This is a genomic window from Wolbachia endosymbiont of Chironomus riparius (assembly GCF_918315375.1).
Genome location: NZ_OU906733.1, coordinates 18,535 through 43,017 on the forward strand (window position 1 = coordinate 18,535; position 24,483 = coordinate 43,017).

Consider the following 24,483-nt stretch of genomic DNA (forward strand, 5'->3'; position numbering starts at 1 on the left):
TCTTTCCTTATTACCTTTCTGTACAATTGGAATTTTTTTAGATAATGAATTGGTATTAACATTATTAATTTTTGTATTAACGCTATCAAAACCATAATTTCTCTCAGCTAATTAACTATCTACTTAGACTGAATTGTATGAAAAACTAGAAAAACAATTATATAAAAAACAAAATAATGCTCAAGATATAACAAATATATAGAACTATTGAGAAGAGTGATTGATCACAAAAAAATATATAAAACAGGATATAGATTTAGTAACAAAAAAGCATGATCGACAAGTATATTAAGTTGGAATAAAACTCTCTTTATAAAATTATACTTTAAATCGCCAAAATTTCTCTCTACCTTTACTAATTCCTATTCTTGGAGTGCAAACATAATGCGGTTTTAGTCTAGATTCATAGACACAAAATTCGTGACTTATTGTTAAGCTCTTTTCATTGTGTTCTTTTGTAATATTTAACTTTTTGCATAATATTCCTGGTCCTTTCAAATCTTCTACACATGGAATATTCAATCTTAATCCTCGTATTAACACTGCAGCAGGAAATCCTTCCTCTTCTGTTACAATGTTTAAGCAGTAATACATACCATATATAAAGTATACGTATGAAAATCCTGGTTCACCAAACATTACAGAGGTACGCTTAGTATAACCTCTAGATGCGTGACAAGCTGGGTCATTCGTACCTATGTAAGCTTCAACCTCAGTTATCATTCCACTAAAATCAAAAAACTTTAGAGTTTTTCCTAATAACTCTCCAGCTACAATCAAAGTTGGGCGATTATAAAAACTTTTCGGTAGTATTATGTTATCCCCCAACAACATTACCAACACATTCTAATTTAATTAATAAATAAAAATTCAACTAGTTTTGAAAACTTTAATACACTCGAAATTTCAAAGAATCAAGGTATAAGCTACTCAATAACATGAGTAACTTATACCTCTATCAATAATCTCTTTTTTATTAAGATTTCACTACACAATGCTCTTTTTCTTGAGATATATCAGCTGTTTGAACTGCAACATCCTTCATACCTGTTTTAGTAGCTTTATTTCTTTCATCTAAATTAATTACTGTTTCACTAGAGCTTCTTTCTACATGTTGTGCTAATACTTCATGTAAAGGCCTTGCCTCATATTGCCTTCCTACTTTAATTTTATTTACCTTCAATTGTTCTATAGTCACAGAATTATGTTCAACAAGTTCTACAGAACCATCATCATGAAGATTAATTTTTATATTACATTCCATTCCTTCAACATACCACTTCAGATTCATTTCATATGATCCATTAGCTACTTCATATATTTTAGTTCCATCTTCGTCTATTCGGCAACGTATACCTCTTTTCTCATCTTGATCAGGCAATAGCAATGTAAATGCTGTTATATTATATTTCTTGGCAATTTCAGTATTGAGAAAACTAGATATATCTATTGGTTGCTTATTATTACTATTAAATACTACTCTGGCAGTAATTTCAGGTTTACCAGGCTTTCTACCCACTATAAATTTCACAGATGTCAAAATATCCCGTCCTATCGATTGAAATATTTCTTTTTCAATTCCATCATATAAGGAACCTTTTAAATATTTACCTCTATAGTCATTTTCCTTTTTATTAACGCTATTGTTTATGTTTGTAGCAAAAAATTTTTTTCTTACTTCGTCATTATCAAAATCTAAATAATCACAATTACGAGTTTTTTTACTTCCGATAAATGGCTCATCACCTGGTGTTGGCTCAGGTATATTTTTAACATTTGAAGTTAGATTAGAGCTCTTTACCTTAGATAAGGTATTAGATATTATCGTGTTTTGTTTTATAGTTTCACTGCTTAGCATATGCCTCCTTTGGCAAAATATGCTCACTATTACATCACATTATCTAGTAAGTCAATATATAAAAATTTAATCAGTAAAAAAAATATTTTTATTAGTGCTGAAAACTTTAATACATGCGAAATTTTAAAAAATCAAAGTATAAGTTACTCAATAGTATGAGTAACTTATACTTCTATCAACAATCTCTTTTTTATTAATTTTTACTTATTCAATCTTGCCCCCCTGGACCCTGCTTGTTGTTCTTCTAGATTAACGGGTTGTTGTTTTATATCTTCAATGCTTGCTTTAGGCGCTTGTATTACCTTAACAGTTTCTTGATTCATAAATGGTTCTAATACTTCATGCAAAGGTTTTATCCACTCAATTCGTGATTTTATTTCTCCAACATAATTTTCTTCTACTTGCTTCATAGTTTTTGCCAATTTAACAGTATTTGCCTTAATTTGTTCTATAGTCACAGAATTATGTTTAACAAGCTCTACAGAACCATCATCATGAAATTTAATTGTAACATTACATTCCTTTTCTGCAACATACCACTTCAATTCCATTTGATATGAACCATTAATTGCTTGATACACTTTAGCTCCGAATTCATCAATTTTACAACGCATACCTCTTTTCTCATCTTGATCAGCTAATAGAATTGTAACTGACGTTATGTTTAAAGCTTTAGCAGCATCAGTATTCAAAAAATCACTAATATTTAATGATTTTGTATTATCACTTAATACAATTCTTGCAGTAACCTGAGGCTTACCAGGATACTTAGCAACCCTAAGTTTTATAGATTGTAGAGTGTCTTTTCCCATACATCTGTACATTTCTTGTTTAACTGGTTCACAAAATTTCCCTTTTAAATATTTATCGTTATAGGGATTTTTCTCAGTATTGACACTATTACTTGTGTCTATAGCAAAAAACTTTTTCCTTATTTCTTTATCATCAAGATCTAAATAATCATATTTACGAGTACTGTGAGTACTGTGAACACGAGGCTTTTTACTGCTAATAACTGAACTATTATCTAATGTTAAGTTAGAAGTACTCTCAATATTCGAAGCTAGATTAACATTTTCTGAATTAACCTTAGTATCAGTTATTTTTACAATTTCAGTTGGTAGAGTGTGAGTTTGTAAGTTTTTATCATTTTGTGGCATATGCCTCCTTTAGCAAAATATGCTTACTCTTACACCTCATTATCTAGTAAGTCAATAGATAAAAATTCAATCAGTAAAAAAATATTTTTATTAATACTCAAGGTTTGAATACACTCGAAATTTTAAAGAATGAAAGTATAAGTTATTCAATAATATGAGGTAACTTATACTGCGTATAAAATACACTTTACTTTTTAGATATAATTTATACATTAAGCGATATGTAATATTAAAAAGGTTTATATGTTAAGTAATACTGAAACTATATCTTCAATTAACACTTCTCCAAATACCACTCACTCTTCTCTAAAAAAATCTTATTCTCTTCCCTCAAATAATAAAGCACGATTGGATGATCATCCGTTTTCAGGTACAAAAAGCGATCGTAAATTTGAATATATAAATTGTGATGATGCAGAACAGATGAAAGATCTCTTTTCTGAAAGTATTCCTAGTAGCTCAGAAAATAAAAACCATGGTAAGTATCTTACAGGTAAGATTATTAGTGAAACTGAACAAGAAATTGCTAAACACATAGGTAATAATGCTCTTAAGTTTGTAAAACTAAGAGTCAGAAGCCCTGTCAGAACTATGTTAACTGCAAGAATAGTGTTAAATGATAATCAACAAACAATAAACATGAGTGACTTCTTAAATAGTGATTTAGCTAAACGACATAACATAACAGCATTTACATTGCTATTGCCTGATCAAGATGAGAAAAGAGGTATACGTTGCCGAATAGACGAAGATGGAACTAAAATATATGAAGTAGCTAATGGATCATATGAAATGAATCTGAAGTGGTATGTTGAAGGAATGGAATGTAATATAAAAATTAATCTTCATGATGATAGTTCTGTAGAACTTGTTGAACATAATTCTGTGACTATAGAACAATTGAAGGTAAATAAAATTAAAGTAGGAAGGCAATATGAGGCAAGGCCTTTACATGAAGTATTGGAATCATATATGAACCAAGAAACTGTTAAGGCAATACAAGCGCCTAAAGCAAGCATTGAAGATATAAAACAACAACCCGTTAATCTAGAAGAACAACAAGCTGAGTCGCCAAAGGGGGGCAAGAAAGAAGTAGGAAGGGTATCATAAACGCAATAATGGTATTGAATAAGTAAAAATTAATAATTTAGAAAAATCTTTAAAGAGATTATAAGTCAATAAAGATTTTTCTAAATTTGGTATTGAAGATTAAAATATTCTCTTGCTTGATCGGTGAGAACACGTCCTCTTGGTGTACGCTTTACAAAACTAATTTTTATTAAATAAGGTTCAATCGTTTCTTCTATATTTCCAACATCTTCAGAAAGCGCAATAGCTATAGTTTCAATTCCAACAGGTCCTGATGTGTTAAATAAAAATCTTAAATAATCAATATCTAGCTTGTTTAATCCTTTTTTGTCTACACCTAATTTAAGTAGTGCAGAATGAGCAATTTCATAGGTGATTCTTCTGTCATTTTCCACATCAACAAAGTCCCTTACTCTTCTTAATAACCTAAGAGCTATTCTTGGAGTACCTCGTGCACGGCAAGCTATTTCTTGTGCAGCACTTTCTTCAATTTCGATTGAAAAAATTCTTGCTCCTCTTTTTATCACCTCAACCAATTCCTTGAACGAATAAAATTCAAGATGAAGAGGGATGCCAAATCGATCTCTAAGTGGCGCAGAAAGTAATCCAATGCGTGTTGTTGCTCCTATTAACGTAAATTTAGGTATATCTATTCTTAAAGTGCGTGTAGATGAACCTTCACCTACTAATATGTCTAAACAAAAATCCTCCATTGCGGTATAAAGAACTTCTTCTATATTACGGTTCAACCTATGAATTTCATCAATAAACAAAACGTCTTTTACATTAAGAGTTGTAAGCACTGCAGCTAAATCACCAGCTTTAGTGAGTAATGGACCAGAAGTTGCACGAAAACTTACCCTTAATTCCTTAGAGATAATATTAGCTAAAGTTGTTTTACCAAGACCTGGAGGACCGCAAAGTAAAACGTGATCTAATGATTCTTCCCTTGTTTGTGCAGCATTTATGAATACTTTGAGATTTTGTATTAAATCACTTTGACCAATAAAATCATTAAAGTGTTCTGGCCTAATATTAGTGTTATGAGTATCTTCTTCATATTCCTTACCACATGATATTGTTTTCATAAAATTGACAAATCCTTAAGGGCCATACGAATCATATCTTTTGTTTCTAAATTTGGTAACTCATCTTGTATTTTTCTTATAGTATTATAAGCTTTCATTTTTTCATAACCAAGATTTATCAAAGCTGACACAGCTTCTTCCTGTATTGGATGGTGATTTATTTCTGATTTACTAACTTTACTATGCAACTCAGTAATGATCCGATTTATGAGTTTTGGACCTAATCCACTCATTTTAAATAATACTTTATCCTCATTCGCTACCGCTAAAAAAAACTGTTCTGGTGTTAATTTACTTAAAATCGAAATTGCAGTTTTGTAACTAATACCACTTACTTTAACAAGTAAGCGTAAACAATGCTGTTCTTCTCTATTGATAAAACCATACAATTGAGGAAAATTTTCTCTACTGTTTGAGTAAGTTTCAACAAAAAGCTTAATTTTACTACCAATTGTACAAAAACTTAAAGTTTTAGCAGAAAGATATACAATATAGCCAATGCCGTTAACATTCAATATTATATGATCACTATAGATCTCATCTATTACTCCACTTAAATTTCCTATCATATTTATAATAGGCTCCTTTGAAATTGTCTAAAATCAACTTTAAACTATTCTTGTATATTTTCAATATTATAGTAGTTAGACTACCTACCTATTCTTACTTAATTTAAAGAATCTTATTTTATGTTGAAGTTTTAGAGCTCTTTGATGATATTTTGTAATAGGAAGATTACAATAATCATTTTCTGTATATATTAAAAAACTACATTCTTTTACGTGTAGCATGATCCATTCTGAGTAACATTGATGATCAGTTGCAATAAATATCCCACCTGTATCTATCATCTTTTTTGCTAGTAAATTTAAAAATTCTTTATTAATTAATCGCCTCTTGTGATGCCTTCGCTTTGGCCATGGATCAGGAAATAAAATAAAAAAATTTTCAATACTTTTATCTGGAAAATTGGCAATCAGCTCTCTTGCATCCTCTATCCATATCAAGATATTTTTTATATTATATTTTTCGATATTTACTAATAAACTATATACACCTCGTAAATAAGGCTCACACCCTATGAATAGTACATCAGGTTCATTTAGTGCCTGATAAAGAATATTTTCACCTCTACCAAAACCTACTTCTATTTGTATTCTGTTATGTGAATTGACAATTTTTTCTATAGATTCTTTATTATTTTTGAGAGAGCACATTTCTAATACTTTCTCAGTATTCGGTTCTAGTTTTGATCTCCTTGCAAATGATTTTATCCATCTTTTTTTTTTAATAAAGGTATACATATTCTTCCAATATCTTAATTGATTTTTTCATCCATAATGTAGCTTTTTAAAAGTGTTGATACCACTAATTAATAATAATATTTCATAAATTTCTGTAAAAGGAAAAATCACTTGTCATTAGCTGTTAATAGTATATAATTTCAGTACACTAAGTTAAAGGTCTATGCTAAATGAATAATAACAATCAAACTGTAACTCAGCCATTTACTATTAAAAAATTATCATCTAATAGATTTATAGAAGAAATATATTTAGACCAACCTGAAAATAATAATGACATGTTGTTTGAAGATTCTTTTGTAAGCAATGTAAAAGAAGGAGACTTGGTAGAAGGAACAATAACTAGAATTAACCCTGATGACATTGTGGTTGATGTTGGCTTAAAATCTGATGGAAGGATTCTTATAAAAGAACTAGCTCCTAGCGATGAAGTTATTATTGGCTCTAAAATCAAGGCATATGTAGAAAGGGTTGAAGACCAGAATGGTAACGTTGTTCTTAGTCGTGAAAAAGCAATAAGAGATGAAAAATGGAATAAGTTAGAAGCAGATATGGCTAGTAAATCTGAAATCAACGGTGTCATAAAACGCTCTATCAAAAGTGGTTTTATCGTTGATCTTGGTGATGGAATAAGTGCCTTTTTACCCCTTAGTCATGTGGATTTAAAGCAAATCAAAGATGCACATCATCTGGTTGATACTGAGCAAAAATTCATTATACTCAAAATGGATAAGAATCAAGGTAACATTGTTATATCAAGAAAGTTAGTATTGGAAAGACTATATTCAGATGAAAAAGTTAAATTCTTTCAATCTTTAAATGAAGGTGACATAATGGAAGGAAAAATAAAAAATATAACTAATTACGGTGTGTTTGTTGGAATTCATGAATCAAATGAAGCAGGAGTTATAGACGGCTTACTGCATATTACAGATATATCTTGGACTAGGATAGGCCATCCATCTGCAGTCTTTACTTGCGGTCAAGATATTAGGGTTAAAATTATCAAAGTAGATAAAGAAAATAACAAGATTTCACTTGGGGTAAAGCAGTTAGAAGATAACCCTTGGAAAAATGTTGAATCAAAATATCTAATTGATAGTATACACAAAGGTCAAGTAACAAGTATAGAAGAAGAATATGGTTTGTTTGTTGAACTTGAACATGGAATTGAAGGATTAGTTCATTCATCAGAAATCAATTGGATCAGGGGTAATTTACCAGTAAGTAGCTTTGTGACAAGAGGACAAGAAGTAAATGTCAAAATTCTTAGTATTGATATTTCTAAAAATAGAATGAGTCTAAGCATGAAAAGGTGTACCGATAGTCCTTGGCAGGTGCTGATTAATAAGTACCATCCTGGTTCTGTCATCTCTGGCACAGTAAAAAACAATACTGGTTCATATTTATCTATTGTTTTTGATGATTCCAAAATAGATAAAAATGTGGAAGGAACAATATATGCAAAAGACTTAAGTTGGAATAAAAACACATCAGATGAAATAAAAAAGTACAATGTCGGTGACAAAGTACAAGCAAAATTAATAAGAGCTAATGTTAATCGAGCAAAGATTTATCTTGGTATAAAACAAATAGAACATGATCCTCTTGAAGAGCTAATAAACAAGGTCAAGGTGGGTGATAAAATACAGGTTACTGTCAATAAAAGAGAGGACGGTGGATTAATAGTAGATGTTGGAAATGATGTGACTATCTTGATAGAACAAGAGAATCTTCCGCAAAATAAAACATTTTCTATATCAGAAAAAATAGAAGTTGAAGTATTAGGAATTGAAAAATATAAAATCATATTATCAGCAAAATGACTTATGTTACTTATTTAGTGCTATTTAATGACAACAAAATCCGATATAGTAAAAAAGATTGTCGAAAAATATCCTTTATTAGGTAAGGAAGTTGTTATAGCAATAATTGATAGGTTTTTTGAGGTGCTTTTAGATGAGTTAAAAAACCATAATAGAATTGAACTTAGAGGCTTTGCTTCCTTTTCAATTAGGAGTTATAATCTTTCAGAATCTGAAATATCAGATAAATTTACAAAAAGTAAATACTTCAAGGTATACTTTCGTAGTAGTAAAACTCTATCCAATCTAGTTAACAATTCTAATGTTGAGGATTATTAATGGAGCAAATGGAGAAAGTAAAAATATTTATACGTGGTAAGGATTATAACATATCATGTGGAATTGGAGAACAAGATCATTTGCTATATCTGGCGAATCGTTTCAATAAATTAGTTAACTCTATATCCAACAAAACTGGTAGTAAAGGTTCAGATTCACTAAATTTTCTGCTTGCAGCTCTGATGCTTGAAGATCAAATTCTAGAGTTGACAAGACAATTGAATCAAGTAAATCAAGAATATGAAAAATATAAAAGTAATAAAAAAATTGAATATACCGAGATGTCAAATAGAATTAGTAAAGTAATAACTAATCTTGAGTACATGAAAGAGCAATCAAATTAAATATTTTTTTATCTAAATGATTAGGCAAGATTTTTTGACCGGTTATATAGTAATACAACTCGTGATCATCAAGATCCACTATCTTTTCATAATTGGCCAGTTCTTTTAGAGAAAATTTGCCAAGGTATTTTAGTGCAAAATTACCTAAAATTATATCAGTTTCCTTGCACCCTCTGTGCCAGCTTCTATATATCAATTTTCTTCTTAGCAATGAAACGTTAATCTTACTCATCGCTATATATTAAGTTTTCTTTATTAAAAAGCGAGATAAATAACTTGTCAAGGAAAGAATACCTTAATATAATTAAATTTTAACAAAATTCAAATATACAAGTGGAATTAATTTATCAGCTCACTAATAACATACATTATTTATCATTTTTTTTAATAATTTCTATCATAGTCTTTGTACATGAATATGGTCATTATATTGTTGCAAAGATTTGTAAAGTGAAAGTTGAGTCGTTCTCAATAGGTTTTGGACCTGAGCTTTTTGGTTTCAATGATAAATCAGGTACTAGGTGGAAGTTAAGTGCTATTCCACTTGGTGGCTATGTTAAGATGTTAGGAGATACAAATGAAGCAAGCATCCCCGACAAAAAACAAGAATTAACCGATGAAGAAAAGCTTCTTTCATTTCATGAAAAGCCAAGATATAAAAAAGCAGCAATTGTTTTTGCAGGACCTTTTGCAAACATTATATTTACTGTGATAGTTTTAACAGTATTTTTTTGCATAGAAGGCTACTATCGCATTCCACCTGTTATTGGAAATGTTATCAAAGGTAGTGTAGCTGAAGTAGCTGGTTTACTTCCAGGTGATGTTATTACTCAAGTCAATAATAATAAAATAAGATATTTTGAAGATATTACACATATAGTAATATCCAATCCTAGGACGAAAATGCAAATTGAATACAAAAGAAGCAATAAAAAACATGTAACGGCACTAATTCCATCAATAATCGAAGATAAAGATGCTTTTGGAAATTTAATAAAAAAAGAAAGCATAGGAATTACTTCAATTAATGTGACTGGCCTAAAACAAACATCTTTTTTTGGAGCTGTAAACTTATCAATAAATGAAACTTATCGTACAATGACACTTGCTGTAAGAGCTATGGGTCAGATTGTAATAGGAAAACGTGATATAAATCAAATATCTGGACCAATAAAAATAGCACAATATTCAAGTCAATCATTCAAAAAAGGAATAACTACGTTTTTATATTTTATGGCTATTATTTCAGCTAATTTAGCTGCTATTAACTTATTACCAGTACCATTACTAGACGGTGGTCATTTATTTCATTATACAATAGAGGCACTTACACGTAGGAATTTAACTATAAAATATCAAAAATATGCGGCCATTATCGGAGCCGTTATATTATTTTCGCTAATGGCTATTGCAATTTTAAATGATATTAGAAACGTTATTTTAACATAATATGAAAAAATTATTGTATACGTTATTAGTAATTTTTATACCTGTGTTAATTATTGCATCCGAAAATAAAATACAAATAAAAGATATAAAAATTATTGGTAGTAAGAGAATTAGTGTTAAAACAATAAGTTTTTATATCAAACTCAAACCTGGTGATTATGTAGGTAATGATGACGTAGATTTGGTTATTAAAGACTTATATAAAACAAAATTATTTATGAGTGTTAATGCTCATGTAGATGAAAAAAAAGATTTAATAATAAATATTCAAGATAATCCACTAATTAATAAAGTAATATTACAGGGCAATAAGTTATTTAATAATAAAGAGTTATTAACTAATGTAGTTCGCTCTAAATCACTAAACATTCTTACTGAAACAAAACTGCAAAGTGATTTAATGAATTTAGTTACAACTTACAGAAACAACGGTAAAATTGGAGTTAAAGTTGAACATGAATTAATCACTCTTGATAATAATAGAGTAAATCTAATCTTTAAAATAAATGAAGGTAAAACTTCTAAAGTAAAAAATGTAAGATTTATAGGCAATAAAAATTTTTCTGAAGATCAGTTAAGGCAAATTATTAAAGTACCCAGTACTAATATATTTAGTAAATTCTTTCAGAGTATTTTTAATCGCAAGAATCATTACTCACCTCAATACTTGTTAATTATTACAGAATTACTTGATAGATTTTACTTATCCAATGGATATATTAACAATTCTATTCGACCTATTGTTGAAGTTGATAACAATTATCAAGTGCATGCAACCTTTTTAATCGATGAAGGACAGCAATATTTATTTGGGGATAACAAAGTTAGCATTGAAAATGAAGCTCAAGATCTGAATCTCGAAAAAGAAGTTTTACAATTTATTGTAAAAAAAGATAATCAAATATTTAACAGATTAAAAATTAACGATGCAGTAGAAAAAATAAATAAACACCTAAATGAAAAAGGTTATGTATTTGCAAAAATCAACCCAGAGTACAATCAACATGATAATATTGTAGATATAACTTATAGAATATTTCCAGGTAAGAAGATTTATGTGAATAATATTATCATTAATGGTAATGAACGTACTTTTGATCAAGTGGTTAGAAGTAAATTAAATCTAGCTGAGGGTGATGCTTACAATGTATTAGAAATTCAAAAATCATATAGAAAGCTAATAAGCAGCGATTTTTTCTCATCAGTGAAAATAGATAATTACGCAATTAGTGATAATGCTGTAAATCTTAATATAAATGTCAAAGAAAAAAGAACTGGTGTATTTTCTTTGGCAGGTGGAATGTCTTTTCCTGGTGGAGCATTTTTTAAAACTGATATAAAAGAGCCAAATTTATTTGGTAGTGGTAAAGAATTATCTTTTGCTCTTGAAAAAAATCAATACTCATTTTTAACTGATATAGAATTTATTGAAAATAATTTCAATGATTCTGAAACATCTATAGGCGGTGGAATATTTCATGAAAGACATGAAAGTCCAAATAGTAATTTTAGTAGCATTAACTCAGGCTTCTCAGCAAAACTATCTTATAAAGTTATAGATCACCTAACTAACTCCTTCCGCTATTTCTATAAATACAATAATGTATATAAAGATAAAAATGTGGATAAAAACATAATCTCAGCAGTAGGCTATACATTAACGTATAATATACTAGATAGCATCTACTCACCACGAGATGGCTATTTGTTCCGTCTTAGCCAAGATATATCTGGTCTTGGAGGAAATGTGAATTTTATTAAATCAGAATTTTTATCCTTTTTTGCCCGTCCTATATTGAGTAAATTAGATGACGATATAATATTGCGTCTTAAAATGGGAACTGGTTATATTTTTTCATACACAGATAAAAATTTAGGTATTGATCAGCGTTTTTTTAAAGGCGGTAATGAAGTTAGAGGATTTGACCTTTCAGGTATCGGTCCAAGAGATAAAGAAAAAAATTCACTAGGAGGAAAATTTTACTTTAACGCTACACAGCAAATAGACTTCCCATTACCAAAATTATACGATCATGCAGGTATAAAGGGATCATTATTTATTGACTTAGGGACACTTTTTGGCTTAGACTGTGGAAATGAAGAGTGTAAAGATATGTATAAAGACAACAAGCTTTTAAGAGTATCAACAGGTTTTGGTTTCTCAATGCCATCTCCTTTTGGAGGTAGATTAAGGTTAGATTTCGGCTTTCCATTAGTAAAGGAAGATTATGATAAAATGCCTTCACCAAATATTAAATTTTCCATTGAAACAGGAGTTTAAAATGAAGCACTTACATTTGTTTCTTATCGTTATTTGCATACTTTTTTCTTCATCTGCTACGTATCTTGCTGTCAATCGTTCAGAGTGTAGCCATTCTCATAAAACAGCAATTGTTGATAGTGACAAGGTGATTAACGATTCTCTTGCTTTGCAAGATTTACAAGAACAAATCAAAAAATACAACTCTAAATTACAACAAGAATTTGAACAAGAGATAGAAAAAATCAAGCCTTCAAAGGAAGAGTTTGATCTTTTGTCTGAAGAGGCTAAAAAGGAAAAAATAGAACAATTTAATGAGCATGCTACCAAATTTAGAGAAGATTACAGCAAAAAAGTATCAAATTTAGAAAATAACTATAAAAATGCAGTGGAGAGTATTTTCAATAAAATCAAAGAAGTAACGAAAAAAATAGCGGAAAATGAAAAAATAGACTTAGTACTGTTTATTTCAAATAAAAATCAAGTGTTGTATTCTAAAGATAAAGTAGACTTATCAAATAAAACATTAAAGAACATCAATAAGGATTTACCTACTTTTACTCTGAATGTGGAATAGGTGAGTATTAAAAGCTCGCATCAAAAGCATGTGAATTAGAGTGTTTTGCATATGTTTGTACGGAAAAACAAGTATAAACTATAATAATTTCTATTATTAGTGAATTAAGCAATATATCTGCTAAAAATCATAATGATAAAATAAAGAGAAACTTTATAAAAATAACACAATTTGCCATTCTAGAAATTTTATATATTGGCGAATTCATAAATTCTAAGCAACTTACATAATACACATATCTGCAAAATCTCCAGAAGAAATAGTCTAAACAAATGCTTTTTAAGCTTATTTTTTCATACACTATTTACTAATTTGTAATGGGTCTTATTTTATAGTGTTATAGTATTGAAAATATTATTCTTTAATGTAGATAATTGCAAAATTTTTTAACCATGGTAAAATTTAAACCTAATTCTGGCTCATAACAGCAATGTCACTTGAACGGATAGCTATATATAGCTTAGCATTGCTTATTATTATAAAAGTATTGCTCTTTTTGGGAGAGAAATACGAAAACTCTATTCAATTTTCCAAAAAAGCTAACGTAAAAAGACATAGAGCAGGTAATAAGTGGTACAATAAAAAAAAACACAAAGAGCTAGAAAAACATAAAGAAATACTACGTGACAATCAAAATGACGATATCAAACAAGTATACAAGGAAGATATAGACATAGTAGGTATTGAAAAACCTTTAGGTAAATGGACAAAAATGGTTATGCAGAATGGAGGTTTTATGCTACGTTTAGCAAAATTAATAAGAAGAGAGGGTGGTCAAAAAGGATTTTGGGAATTATTTGTAAAAGCACAAGCTTCAGATAAAGGTAAATATAAAGGTAAAGGTAGATAATTTATGCTTGAGTGCAAAGATTTGTCCTGCATGCGTAATAATAAAATATTATTTAATAATCTTAATTTTAAAGCCGAGCCAAAATCAAAAATTTTAATTACTGGGCCAAATGGTAGTGGCAAAACTAGTTTGATCAGAAGCTTGTGTGGTCTGCTACCTCCTGAATCGGGTAATATAATGTATTGTGGTAACGATATATATGAAAATCATAAAACTTACACATCTGCCATGGTTTATCTAGGACATAAAAACGCTTTTAAAGATAATTTAACTGTTATACAAAATATAGAATTCTGGGCGGAAATACGAAATACAAAAGAATTAATCATGGCAGCTATTTGTTATTTACAGTTACAGCCTGTACTGAACATTCAATATAGTAAACTCTCTGCAGGTTGGAAAAGAAGAGCTGCATTTGCTCGTCTTTTGATCTCTGATGCAACCATCTGGCTCATAGATGAGCCATTTTGTAATCTTGATAATATAGCATACGACCTGATATTCAATCTTGTTTCATTGCGTTCTGAACAAAACGGTATAATAATTATTACAGGTCACAACACAACTAGCCAGTTATCTGATTTTACGAGAATTAACATCTGTGATTTTAATCAAACAAACATACTTGGCAAATCGCAAAGAAACTTTATATAAATTCATATAAGCGTAGTGTATAAATTATTCATTTTTCAGTTGTACTCTTATAAAAAATTATATTTTTCTTGGTAGGCCTTTATGTCAAGATTCTTCAAGATATTCATCACAATTCTACTATTTTATAGTAATGATTCGTTTGCTAATAATTTTCTTTCAATAAAGTCAAATAAAGTAAATATGAGAACTGGTCCAGGAATACATTATCCTATTAAGTTAATATATATTCGTAAAAATTTACCTCTTAGAGTTATAGAAGAATTTGAAAACTGGAAAAAAGTTTGTGATATTAATGAAGATTGCGGTTGGATAAAAAGTACTTTGCTGAGTAATAAACCTTATGTTATGATAAAAGAAAATACTTTTGGCTACGCAAAGCAAAATATAGATAGTAAAGTTACTATGAAAATAGATAAATTTGCAATTATGGAAAGCAAAAAATGTGTTAAAAACTGGTGCTTATTATCTGTCTTAAAACGTAAATCATGGGTACAGAAAGAATTTATATGGGGAATGGATTAATTTTAGAATACTCTAATTTTTGTAAATTTTTATCTTACCTATATCACCACAACATATAAGAAAAATGATTTTAACTACAAAAATATTTTTTACTTCATTGATTCTAAGTTTTGCTCTTTTTCCTTATTTTATTATCATCTTTAAAAAAATAAGTAAAGATGGTCAACCAATCAGGTTATGTGGACCTGAAAGTCATTTTATAACAAAAAAGAATATACCAACTATGGGTGGAATAGTAATAGTGTTTTCTTCTTTATTTTCAATTTTAACTTGGGTAAATTTAACGCCAAAAATCTTACTGCTGATATTTATAACGTTATTTTTTACTTTACTCGGCTTTATTGATGATTACTTAAAATTAAAGACTAAAAATCATAAAGGTTTAAGTGCAAAAATAAAAATAATTATTCAATTTATTACTGCAGTAATTACTTTATTTACACTTCAGAAATACTCTACTGATGAATTTACAAAAATATATGTATTTAGAGATTTAATGATTGATATTGGATATTTTTATATTCCATTTGCTGCGTTTGTAATAGTAGGCACTTCTAATGCTGTAAATCTCACAGACGGGTTAGATGGACTTGCTGCAACACAGTTGATAACTGCTTTTACCTTTGTAGGATTAGTGATATATTCAATTCGAGGAGACATTAACATAATTCTATTCTGTGTTGCATTCATAGGAGCAATTCTAAGTTTTTTATGGTTCAATAGACATCCAGCAAAGATATTTATGGGAGATGTAGGGAGTTTAGGAATAGGTGCAGCTTTAGGTTTTATTAGCGTTTTAATAAAAAGAGAAATACTTCTTGTCACTATTGGCGGAATTTTCGTAATAGAAACTTTATCTGTAATTATACAGGTATTATATTTTAAATGTACAAAAGGAAAGAGGATTTTTCTCATGTCACCAATACATCATCACTTTGAAAAAAAAGGATGGTCGGAAAATACAATAGTTATTAGATTTTGGATGTTTTCTATCATTAGCTCAATTTTAAGTATAGTCTTTTTGCTATAGCAATTCTATGAAATATCCAGATTTTGCAATAGAAAATGAATTACAAGGAATTATAGCAGGAGTAGATGAAGCTGGTAGAGGACCGCTTGCTGGTCCAGTAGTATCCGCAGCTGTCATTTTTACTGATAGAAACAAAATCATCTGTGGAATTAATGATTCAAAGAAATTAACTGAAAAAAACAGGAAAGCTTTATACGATAAAATAATATCAACTGCAAAATTCGGTATAGGAATAGCAGATGTAGAGGAAATACACTCATATAATATTCTAGAGGCAACAAAGCTTTCAATGAAACGTGCATTACACGGTTTAAACACGGAACTAGACTATGTTTTAGTTGATGGTAATCAACCACCCACAATTAAGTGGAAAGTAAAACCTATAATAAATGGTGATAGCATAAGCATATCAATAGCAGCAGCTTCAATCATTGCAAAAGTTACCAGAGATCAGATTATGCAAGAATTGCATAATCAATATCCTAAATATAATTGGTATAAAAACAAAGGGTATGGAACTCAAGAACACATTAATGCTATTAATCTCCACGGTATTACACAGCACCATAGAAAAAACTTTGCACCTGTTTCTAAGATGCGATTAATATCTCAATCAAATGAAATATATTAATAAGTCAACTTTATAATAAATAATAGAATATTGATTTCTATAACCTGCAAATTTGTAATTTTACTTGCTATTTTTTAATTTATATTTCAAATCTCTAGCTTTTTATTTCACTTATCAACCACTAAAATTGAGCTGTATCATAAATAAGTAAAATAATTAATATTAATTATGAACACCTACTAATTTACGTTCATAGATAAAATTTCTTTTACCACAAGATGCATTTTCGTTTTTAGTGAACCTTTAACTAGAATCACATCATGAGTTTGAATAATTTTATGCAAGTTATTGTTTAATTGATCAAAATCATCAAAATGCATACCTTGAATATCATTAGGCAAGAGTTTGTGTAGTTTCAGCATTAGCTTACCAACTGTATAAATTTTATCTATTTTATACTCTATTATACAATTAAGCAGCTCTGTATGAAGTCTTATACTTTCACTACCAAGTTCTAACATATCACCAAGCAGTGCAACTTTCCTTTTATTGCAATATGTACCTAGCATTTTAATTGAAGCTTTCATTGAAGCAGGACTAGCATTGTAAGAGTCATTAATTAGGCATATATGTTTGTTATTATACTGAATATTATATGTATTTCCCCTACCCTCCGTTACTTTAAACGATTCAAATGCATTTGAAGATAAATTAAGCTTTAATATTTTCATCACTGCCGCAACAGCTAGCGCAGAATACGTAAAGTGTTCACCTTGAACATGTAAGTTATAGCTTTTAATGCTATTATTACTTAATTTGATTTTTAAATGTAATCTACCATTATTTCGTGTCAAGTCTAGTAAACAAATCATAGCATCCTGATGTTTACCAAAGCTTACTATATTCTTATCAGCATTAAATGATAAATAATCATAATATTTATTATCTTTGTTTAACACTAAAGTGCCATTGCTTTTCATACCATATAATACTTCTAATTTCGCTTGCGCTATATCCAATAAAGAAGAAAAATTTTCAGTGTGAACATGCTCAATGTTAGTGATCACCGCAATATCTGGGCTACTAATCTTTGATAATTCTTTTATTTCACCACTCTTACTCATTCCCATCTCAAGAATGAGGTACTTACAGTTTTTAGGTGCTCTAAGTATAGTTAAAGGCAATCCTATGTTGTTATTCAAATTACCAGTATTTGCATGAGACACCCCATGTTGCGATAAAACAGCTTTTAGCATATCTTTTGTTGTAGTTTTTCCAACACTACCGGTAACTGCAATAACTTTAGCATCAATAAGAATTTTTTTTATATAATATGATGCCATATCTTGTAAGGCTTTCAATGTATCCTTAACAATGAATAAAGGAACATTCTTATACTCATAATAATTATTTTTACTTACTATTGCAGCAACTGCTCCTTTTGCAAATGCTTCATGCAAAAAATCATGACCATCAAAATGATTTCCTTTAAGAGCAATAAATAGATCACCCTGTTTTATATTTCTTGTATCTGTAGAAATACTTGTACTGCACCAATTGCCTATTTTTTTACCAACAGTAGAATTAAAAACGTGATTTTCATTCCATTTAAACATAGATATTTTTAATAGTTAAAAACCGTGATTCAAATATAAGCCTAATTATTGATCAAGAATTTTTTCTTAATATGAGATTCTTTGTTACAGAGTATATAGTCTTTTACATATTGCTGAAGCGTATGAAAAACAAATACGCTCCAGTTTCTTTGCTCTATAAACTTATTTTGCCCTGTTACAGAATATCATCTACAACCTGATAAGCATATTGAAACATATCATTAGCGTAATCTAAAAATTTATTATCAGTATCTGGTAATTTATCATCAACTTGAATATGTTTAAATATGTTGTTTACATTCTCTAGTACTACATCCTTATTATGGCTCAATTCCGACAGCTTATCATCAATTAATTTATTGAAACAAGAAATTTCACTACAACGTAATGTAGATCCTATATCTCTATTTTCATAAAAATCTTTTATAATGTCACGGTATGCTTCTGCTTTATACAAATTTTTTTCTTCAACATTATGTAGTTTGTTTAATATATTTTGCAATGCTTGCTTTATATCAGTCAACATATTGTCCTCCTCTCTTGCACCTTCCTTTACTGCTTCAAACACGGGTTTTATTGATTCCACAACTCGTTTATAATCTAAAAAATCATTTGATATTTTCTCTTCTACTATCTTTTTTAATGATTCAACCACGTTTTTAGCATAAAATCCCTCTATGGTATTCTTAGATTCGTTATATGAATAATCATTACCATTATTATTTTTATATTTTGTGCCTTCACACTCACTTCCTACTTCAAATAACGATTTGTTACAACTTATACTATTTAAATCAGGTACATCATTTATAAAACTAATCTTATTACCTACTAAAACATCTTTTATGACGTTTTCACCTCTCCTCAGGTCTAATTCATATTCTATGATACAATTTAAAATTTCTTTTTGACAATCTTTAACCATAACATCACTCCTTTTATAAAAAAGACATCTTGGCACAAACTAATTAATATTTTATTTGTTTCCTTGAAATATATCGATTCTCAAAAAAGTCACAAGTTCAGATCAAATACAAACTATCACCTTCTTTCAAACAATTTTTCAGTATCACTTAGTTTAATCTCTATATAGGTTGAGCTTCCATAATTGCATTTGAATTTTGTATAGTTGTATATTGTATTACTTACAATTAATTATTTATAATTTAGTAGATATAAATTCTTATCTTTTTTACTTAATAAACTGAAAGTTGGAATAATTGTTGCTTTTAAAAAAATAACAGTTTCTACAGTACTCATATTACTTACGGGTTCTTTTTTTAATTTCTTTTTCAACTTAGCTTTAAAACTTTGTTTATCTTCTCTATTCTCCATTAAGCCACCAATAACCATAATTTCGCCACTTTTAATTTTTAATGTAGAATTTATTTCTCTTACTTCAACAATGGGAATATTGCTATTTAGTTTTGTTTTGCTCTTCTGTGCAATATATTCTATTCCTGGATCTTGAGTATAACCGTTAATCCTTGATAAGGTCGGATGCACATCCATTAATATCTCACCAGTATCGGTATTAATGCTTGGGTGTATAGTTAGTATAACACCTACCGGCACACTATTGATCTTAGTAATCAAACTCTTATCGTTACTCTTTTCTTTATCAAGAACAAAGTAAACATGATTCTTAGTAAATGAAATCATAGCTTGTTGATTATTTGTAGCATGTATTCTGGTACTTGATATTACTGTTGAAGAGCCAAATCTATTTAAACTCTTTACTAAGCTTTCTAGATCACCCGCACTAAAAATTAAAGAAGAACCTTTTTTATCTGCTGAATCGTTATCTAAATCATTTAAGCAAATACCAGAAAGATTTTTACTATCTAATGTAATTTCAACTACCTTTGCCTCTATCATAACTTGAGAGGACGCTAATCTTTTGACTTTATTTACATAATCCTTAACAGCTTTGTGAATATCTTTTCTGGCATTTAAGATAATAATACCTGTTTCTCTGTTTAACGAGATAAATTCACCATCATTTATACCATTAGCATCCATTATTGTATTTAACCCTCTCTCTAATGAGTGCCACAAATCGCTACTATATTGAGATTTCATGACATTATTTGGCTTTTCAATTTTATTGTTTTCTTTACTATTAATGATGTCATTACTAATGATAAAATTACTTTCAGCGGAACGTTGTATATTGATAAAATCAACATAATAATTTTGTGAATATGGTAAATCTTGTTCAACTCTAATCACATCATTATCTATTGAGTAGCGTAGCTTAGCACTGTAAGCTATACTCTCAATCGCTTCATTAATGGTTTTATCTTTGATTTTTAGAATAATATTACCAGATATTTTTGGATCTATATCTAAATTAATATCAGCAAGTCTTCCTATTTCAATTAATAATTCTTTTACTGGTGTTACATCACAAACATTAATTGAAATTAGCTGATTATTATTTTCATAATCAGGAAATTCAACAATTAAAGGAATTATTTCTGATATTGCTGAATTATCATCTTTCAACATTGAAGATGAATTTTCATCAGATTGTAAAAAACCACTACTTCTTTCTCTGCTGTATTGATCAGCATAAGTATGCGTATAGGAAAAAATAAAAAAAAGAATTACAAGTCTAAAAACAATCATCAGAGTATTAGCAAGAATTTATATTCGTAATGCTTTATTTTTCATTAAAAACATTAAAATTTATTTAATATTACTTAAAAAGTTCCACTGTGGATAAAGTATTATGTATTTTACTTATATTTCTTCTTTTATTATTCTTTTTCTTTAAATTTCAAATTAAATCTTGTTTAGCACAATCAATCATAATCTAGATTAGATTCATACTGAAAAAACTATGCAAATACATCTTTTTTATCTTTTAGAGCTGTAGAAAAATTATATAAGCTACTAATTTAATCTCATAGGTAAATTACCAGTAAAGAGCAATATCCCTGAAACCAAAATTACCCAAAATAATGATATTGGTAGAAATACTTTCCAACCAAGACGCATTAGCTGATCATAACGATAGCGAGGTATTGTTGCCCTGATCAAAATAAATATAAATAATAGTACAATTATTTTTGCAATAAACCAAATTAGACCTGGAATTTTATATAGTAAACTAAAATTTAATGGGGGATACCAACCTCCAAGAAAAAAGATTGTCATCATAGCACATGCAAGAATCATGTTTGCGTACTCTCCAAGAAAAAAAAGAGCAAAAGGCATGGATGAATACTCAACGTTATAACCAGAAACAAGTTCTGCTTCAGCTTCCGGCAAGTCAAATGGGTGACGATTAGTTTCTGCAAGTAAAGAGATAAAAAATACTATCCCCATAGGTATCAGTAATAAATCAATCCAAAACGGCATGTTATGTTTTATTATCACCATCTCTCCAAGATTTAGCGTACCAGTTGTTATTACAACTGTAGCAACTACTAGACCTATTGAAACTTCATATGAAATCATCTGAGCAGTTGATCTTATAGCACCAAGAAAGGCGTAATTAGAATTACTAGACCAACCAGCAATAATTATACCATAAACTCCTAAAGAGGATATGGCTAATATATACAGTACTCCTACATTTATATTAGAGATAACCTTAGGAATTACTATCTGCTGATTGCCCTCTACTATCACTTTTGCACCAAAAGGTATAACCGCCCAAGCAATTAATGCTAAAATAAAAGTTAACATTGGAGCAATAATGAATAATAAAGTGTTTGCTTTTAGCGGTATTATTGGCTCTTTTATTAGTAATTTAATCGCATCTGCAAATGGTTGCATTAATCCAAAAGGTCCAACCACATTTGGTCCCTGCCTTAGCTGAATTGCTCCAATAACTTTACGTTCAAAATATACTAAATATGCAACTGAAAGTAATAAAGGTATTAAAATAAGTAAAATATTAATTAACGTACTCATACAAAAGCTTTAGTACAATCTGCCATTGTTTTTGAAGCACGACTTATTGGATCTGTCATATAAAAATTATACTCCTTTAAGGTAAAAGGTTCATCGCTGAAATTTATTTCACTGCATTCAACAGGTATCCATTTATTTTTCACTACTTCATCACAATTCCTAAATTGCGGGCCTATAGCACTAAGCTTCTTTTTTACATCGAAATCACCATCATATGCCAGGGAAATATTTAAGTGCTGAGAAAGATTTTTAATAATCAACCAATCTTCCTTTGCTTCACCTGGAGGAAAAACAGCTAAATTTGTTCTTTGCACTCGACCTTCAGTGTTTACATAAGTTGCACATTTTTCTGTATATGCAGCACCTGGAAATATAACATCAGCCACACTTACCCCATTATCACCATGATGACCTTGATAAATTACAAATGTGTTTTTTAGTTTCAATGTATCAATTTCATCTGCACCAAGAAGATACACTACTTCCATTTCACCATTTTTTGCACACTCTAGTATCTGATCAGTATCTTTACAATTTTTTTTAGGAGTAAATCCAACATCTAGTCCACCAACTCTCGCAGCTACCTTGTGTAAAACATTAAAACCATTCCAGTCATCCTTTATCATATTAAATTTCTCTGCAATTGTGCATGCTGCTGCTAAAATAGAATCTGAATCTTTACGTATTAAAGTGTCTTGACCTATAATCAACATAGGATTTTTTGCGTTATTGAGCAATGTACAGAATTTATGCTTTTCTTGTGCTATCTCACTCAATATAATAGGATTATTACCTAATTTATCAACATGATACAAGTATTGAATATCTTGACCAATACTTGCAATATTAAAGCCACCTTGTAAATACCTTTTACGTAAACGTGCATTAATGATCGGCGCTTCTACTCTTGGATTTGTATTAATTAATAAACATAAATCTGCATTTTCTATACCTTCAATAGTAGTATTAAATACATATGATGCACGATTACCAGGTATAAATTTTGCACCATCTTGTCTACAGTCGATATTTCCTGAACCAAGTTTCTGCATCATTTCTTTCAATAGCAGCATTGACTCACAATCTGCTAAATCACCTGCTATTGCAGCTATTTTGCTTGACTTAGTATTCTTTAATTTCTCTGCTACAGTAGTTAATGCTTCATTCCAACTTACAGGAATTAATTTCCCATTTTTTTTGACATAAGGGCGGTCAAGACGCTGCATTTTTAATCCATCGTAAGCAAAGCGAGTTTTATCTGATATCCATTCTTCATTAATTTCTTCATTCAACCTTGGTAATATCCTCATAACTTCAGGACCACGATAATCAACCCTAATATTACTTCCTACAGCATCTAGCACATCTATAGTCTCACAGTGAGAAAGTTCCCATGAACGTGCCTTAAAAGAATAAGGCTTAGAGGTTAAAGCCCCAACAGGACAAAGATCTATAATGTTTCCAGATAATTCAGAACTTATATGCTGTTTTATGTAGGTGCTGATTTCTACATCCTCTCCCCTGCCAATTCCTCCTAATTCATAAGTACCAGCAATATCAGACAAGAATCTAACGCACCGTGTGCAATGAATGCATCTGTTCATTGCTGTCTCAATTAACGGACCAAAATTTTTCTTTGGTACAGCCCTTTTATTTTCATCAAGCCTACTGACTCCTCTTCCATATGCCATAGTGATATCCTGCAAGTCACACTCACCACCTTGATCACAGATAGGACAGTCTAATGGATGATTAATTAGTAGAAATTCAAGTACACCTTCCCGTGCCTTTCTAACTTTTGGAGTATCTGTGTAAATAACCATACCTTCTGCAACTTGCATTGCACAAGATGCTACAGGTTTTGGAGGACCACCTTCTACTTCAACTAAACACATTCTGCAATTACCAGCAATTGCTAAACGATCGTGATAGCAAAATCTTGGAATTTCAATGCCTGCAATTTCACAGGCTTGAATAATAGTAAAACCCTGATCTACTTCATACTCCTTGGAATTAATAGTAACTTTTACCACGAACTCAAAC

At 29.6% G+C, this 24,483-nt stretch carries 24 protein-coding genes; 12 read left to right on the forward strand and 12 right to left on the reverse strand.

Translation table 11 applies throughout. The features are described 5' to 3' along the window. Positions 1-318: 318 nt before the first annotated feature. From NL275_RS00100 to NL275_RS00110, 3 genes are all read right to left on the reverse strand, one after another. Positions 319-834, reverse strand: a complete 516-nt coding sequence (locus tag NL275_RS00100; protein WP_253299983.1) for a DNA-3-methyladenine glycosylase — start codon at positions 832-834, stop codon at positions 319-321. A 142-nt stretch (positions 835-976) separates the two neighbouring features. Continuing rightward, positions 977-1,858: a hypothetical protein gene (locus NL275_RS00105; RefSeq protein WP_253299984.1), complete on the reverse strand. Its 882-nt coding sequence runs from the start codon at positions 1,856-1,858 to the stop codon at positions 977-979. A gap of 200 nt (positions 1,859-2,058) precedes the next feature. Continuing rightward, positions 2,059-3,018, reverse strand: a complete 960-nt coding sequence (locus NL275_RS00110; RefSeq protein ID WP_253299985.1) for a hypothetical protein — start codon at positions 3,016-3,018, stop codon at positions 2,059-2,061. Positions 3,019-3,261: 243 nt separating this feature from the next. Between NL275_RS00110 and NL275_RS00115 the strand changes: the two genes are divergently transcribed. Next, entirely contained in the window at positions 3,262-4,128 is an 867-nt protein-coding gene (locus NL275_RS00115) for a hypothetical protein (protein WP_253299986.1), read from the forward strand. Between the two features lie 80 nt (positions 4,129-4,208). On the opposite strand, the gene ruvB is transcribed toward NL275_RS00115, so the two are convergent. From ruvB to trmB, 3 genes are all read right to left on the reverse strand, one after another. Next, on the reverse strand, positions 4,209-5,195 hold the full coding sequence (gene ruvB, locus NL275_RS00120) for a Holliday junction branch migration DNA helicase RuvB (protein WP_253299987.1): 987 nt from the start codon (positions 5,193-5,195) through the stop codon (positions 4,209-4,211). Further along, positions 5,192-5,764, reverse strand: a complete 573-nt coding sequence (ruvA, locus tag NL275_RS00125) for a Holliday junction branch migration protein RuvA (RefSeq protein ID WP_253299988.1) — start codon at positions 5,762-5,764, stop codon at positions 5,192-5,194. The genes ruvB and ruvA overlap by 4 nt, the downstream gene beginning before the upstream one ends. An 84-nt stretch (positions 5,765-5,848) precedes the next feature. Continuing rightward, positions 5,849-6,499: a tRNA (guanosine(46)-N7)-methyltransferase TrmB gene (gene trmB, locus NL275_RS00130; RefSeq protein WP_253299989.1), complete on the reverse strand. Its 651-nt coding sequence runs from the start codon at positions 6,497-6,499 to the stop codon at positions 5,849-5,851. A gap of 170 nt (positions 6,500-6,669) precedes the next feature. On the opposite strand from trmB, the gene NL275_RS00135 reads away from it, so the two are divergent. Genes NL275_RS00135 through NL275_RS00145 form a run of 3 tightly spaced genes read left to right on the forward strand, consistent with a single transcriptional unit; the run spans position 6,670 to position 8,987 of the window. Further along, positions 6,670-8,325, forward strand: coding sequence for a 30S ribosomal protein S1 (locus tag NL275_RS00135; protein ID WP_253299990.1), 1,656 nt, complete (start codon positions 6,670-6,672; stop codon positions 8,323-8,325). Between the two features lie 27 nt (positions 8,326-8,352). Then, on the forward strand, positions 8,353-8,643 hold the full coding sequence (locus NL275_RS00140; RefSeq protein WP_253299991.1) for an HU family DNA-binding protein: 291 nt from the start codon (positions 8,353-8,355) through the stop codon (positions 8,641-8,643). Next, positions 8,643-8,987 (forward strand): cell division protein ZapA, encoded by a 345-nt coding sequence (locus NL275_RS00145; RefSeq protein WP_253299992.1) that lies wholly within the window; start codon positions 8,643-8,645, stop codon positions 8,985-8,987. Before NL275_RS00140 ends, NL275_RS00145 begins: the two co-directional genes overlap by 1 nt. Here the strand turns inward: NL275_RS00145 and NL275_RS00150 are convergent. Continuing rightward, complete coding sequence (locus NL275_RS00150; protein ID WP_253299993.1) at positions 8,953-9,219, reverse strand: succinate dehydrogenase assembly factor 2; 267 nt, start codon at positions 9,217-9,219, stop codon at positions 8,953-8,955. The genes NL275_RS00145 and NL275_RS00150 overlap by 35 nt on opposite strands. Positions 9,220-9,320: 101 nt before the next feature. Between NL275_RS00150 and rseP the strand changes: the two genes are divergently transcribed. The 8 genes from rseP (at position 9,321) to NL275_RS00190 (ending at position 16,960) form a co-directional block, all read left to right on the forward strand. Beyond that, positions 9,321-10,436, forward strand: a complete 1,116-nt coding sequence (rseP, locus tag NL275_RS00155; RefSeq protein ID WP_253299994.1) for an RIP metalloprotease RseP — start codon at positions 9,321-9,323, stop codon at positions 10,434-10,436. Position 10,437: 1 nt separating this feature from the next. Further along, positions 10,438-12,717, forward strand: coding sequence for an outer membrane protein assembly factor BamA (gene bamA / locus NL275_RS00160; RefSeq protein ID WP_253299995.1), 2,280 nt, complete (start codon positions 10,438-10,440; stop codon positions 12,715-12,717). 1 nt (position 12,718) lies between these two features. After that, positions 12,719-13,273 (forward strand): OmpH/Skp family outer membrane protein, encoded by a 555-nt coding sequence (locus NL275_RS00165; RefSeq protein ID WP_253299996.1) that lies wholly within the window; start codon positions 12,719-12,721, stop codon positions 13,271-13,273. Between the two features lie 430 nt (positions 13,274-13,703). Further along, positions 13,704-14,123, forward strand: a complete 420-nt coding sequence (locus NL275_RS00170) for a hypothetical protein (RefSeq protein ID WP_253299997.1) — start codon at positions 13,704-13,706, stop codon at positions 14,121-14,123. Between the two features lie 3 nt (positions 14,124-14,126). After that, positions 14,127-14,777, forward strand: a complete 651-nt coding sequence (gene ccmA, locus NL275_RS00175; protein ID WP_253299998.1) for a heme ABC exporter ATP-binding protein CcmA — start codon at positions 14,127-14,129, stop codon at positions 14,775-14,777. Positions 14,778-14,858: 81 nt separating this feature from the next. After that, on the forward strand, positions 14,859-15,299 hold the full coding sequence (locus NL275_RS00180; protein WP_253299999.1) for an SH3 domain-containing protein: 441 nt from the start codon (positions 14,859-14,861) through the stop codon (positions 15,297-15,299). A 64-nt stretch (positions 15,300-15,363) separates the two neighbouring features. Next, positions 15,364-16,329, forward strand: a complete 966-nt coding sequence (gene mraY, locus NL275_RS00185) for a phospho-N-acetylmuramoyl-pentapeptide-transferase (RefSeq protein ID WP_253300000.1) — start codon at positions 15,364-15,366, stop codon at positions 16,327-16,329. Between the two features lie 7 nt (positions 16,330-16,336). After that, positions 16,337-16,960 carry a ribonuclease HII gene (locus NL275_RS00190; RefSeq protein WP_253300001.1) on the forward strand — a complete coding sequence of 208 codons (624 nt, stop codon included), beginning with the start codon at positions 16,337-16,339 and terminating at the stop codon, positions 16,958-16,960. Between the two features lie 179 nt (positions 16,961-17,139). On the opposite strand, the gene NL275_RS00195 is transcribed toward NL275_RS00190, so the two are convergent. The 5 genes from NL275_RS00195 to nuoG all read right to left on the reverse strand — a co-directional run bounded on the left by NL275_RS00195 (position 17,140) and on the right by nuoG (position 24,473). Next, complete coding sequence (locus NL275_RS00195) at positions 17,140-18,516, reverse strand: UDP-N-acetylmuramoyl-tripeptide--D-alanyl-D-alanine ligase (RefSeq protein ID WP_253300002.1); 1,377 nt, start codon at positions 18,514-18,516, stop codon at positions 17,140-17,142. 175 nt (positions 18,517-18,691) lie between these two features. Then, positions 18,692-19,441, reverse strand: a complete 750-nt coding sequence (locus NL275_RS00200; protein WP_253300003.1) for a hypothetical protein — start codon at positions 19,439-19,441, stop codon at positions 18,692-18,694. 230 nt (positions 19,442-19,671) lie between these two features. Continuing rightward, a complete protein-coding gene (locus tag NL275_RS00205; protein ID WP_253300004.1) occupies positions 19,672-21,147 on the reverse strand; it encodes a type II secretion system protein GspD in 1,476 nt (491 codons plus the stop codon). 267 nt (positions 21,148-21,414) lie between these two features. Next, a complete protein-coding gene (gene nuoH, locus NL275_RS00210) occupies positions 21,415-22,440 on the reverse strand; it encodes an NADH-quinone oxidoreductase subunit NuoH (protein WP_253300005.1) in 1,026 nt (341 codons plus the stop codon). Continuing rightward, the gene (gene nuoG / locus NL275_RS00215; RefSeq protein WP_253300006.1) at positions 22,437-24,473 is read right to left on the reverse strand and encodes an NADH-quinone oxidoreductase subunit NuoG; all 2,037 of its coding nucleotides are present in this window, start codon (positions 24,471-24,473) and stop codon (positions 22,437-22,439) included. Before nuoG ends, nuoH begins: the two co-directional genes overlap by 4 nt. Positions 24,474-24,483 lie beyond the last annotated feature (10 nt).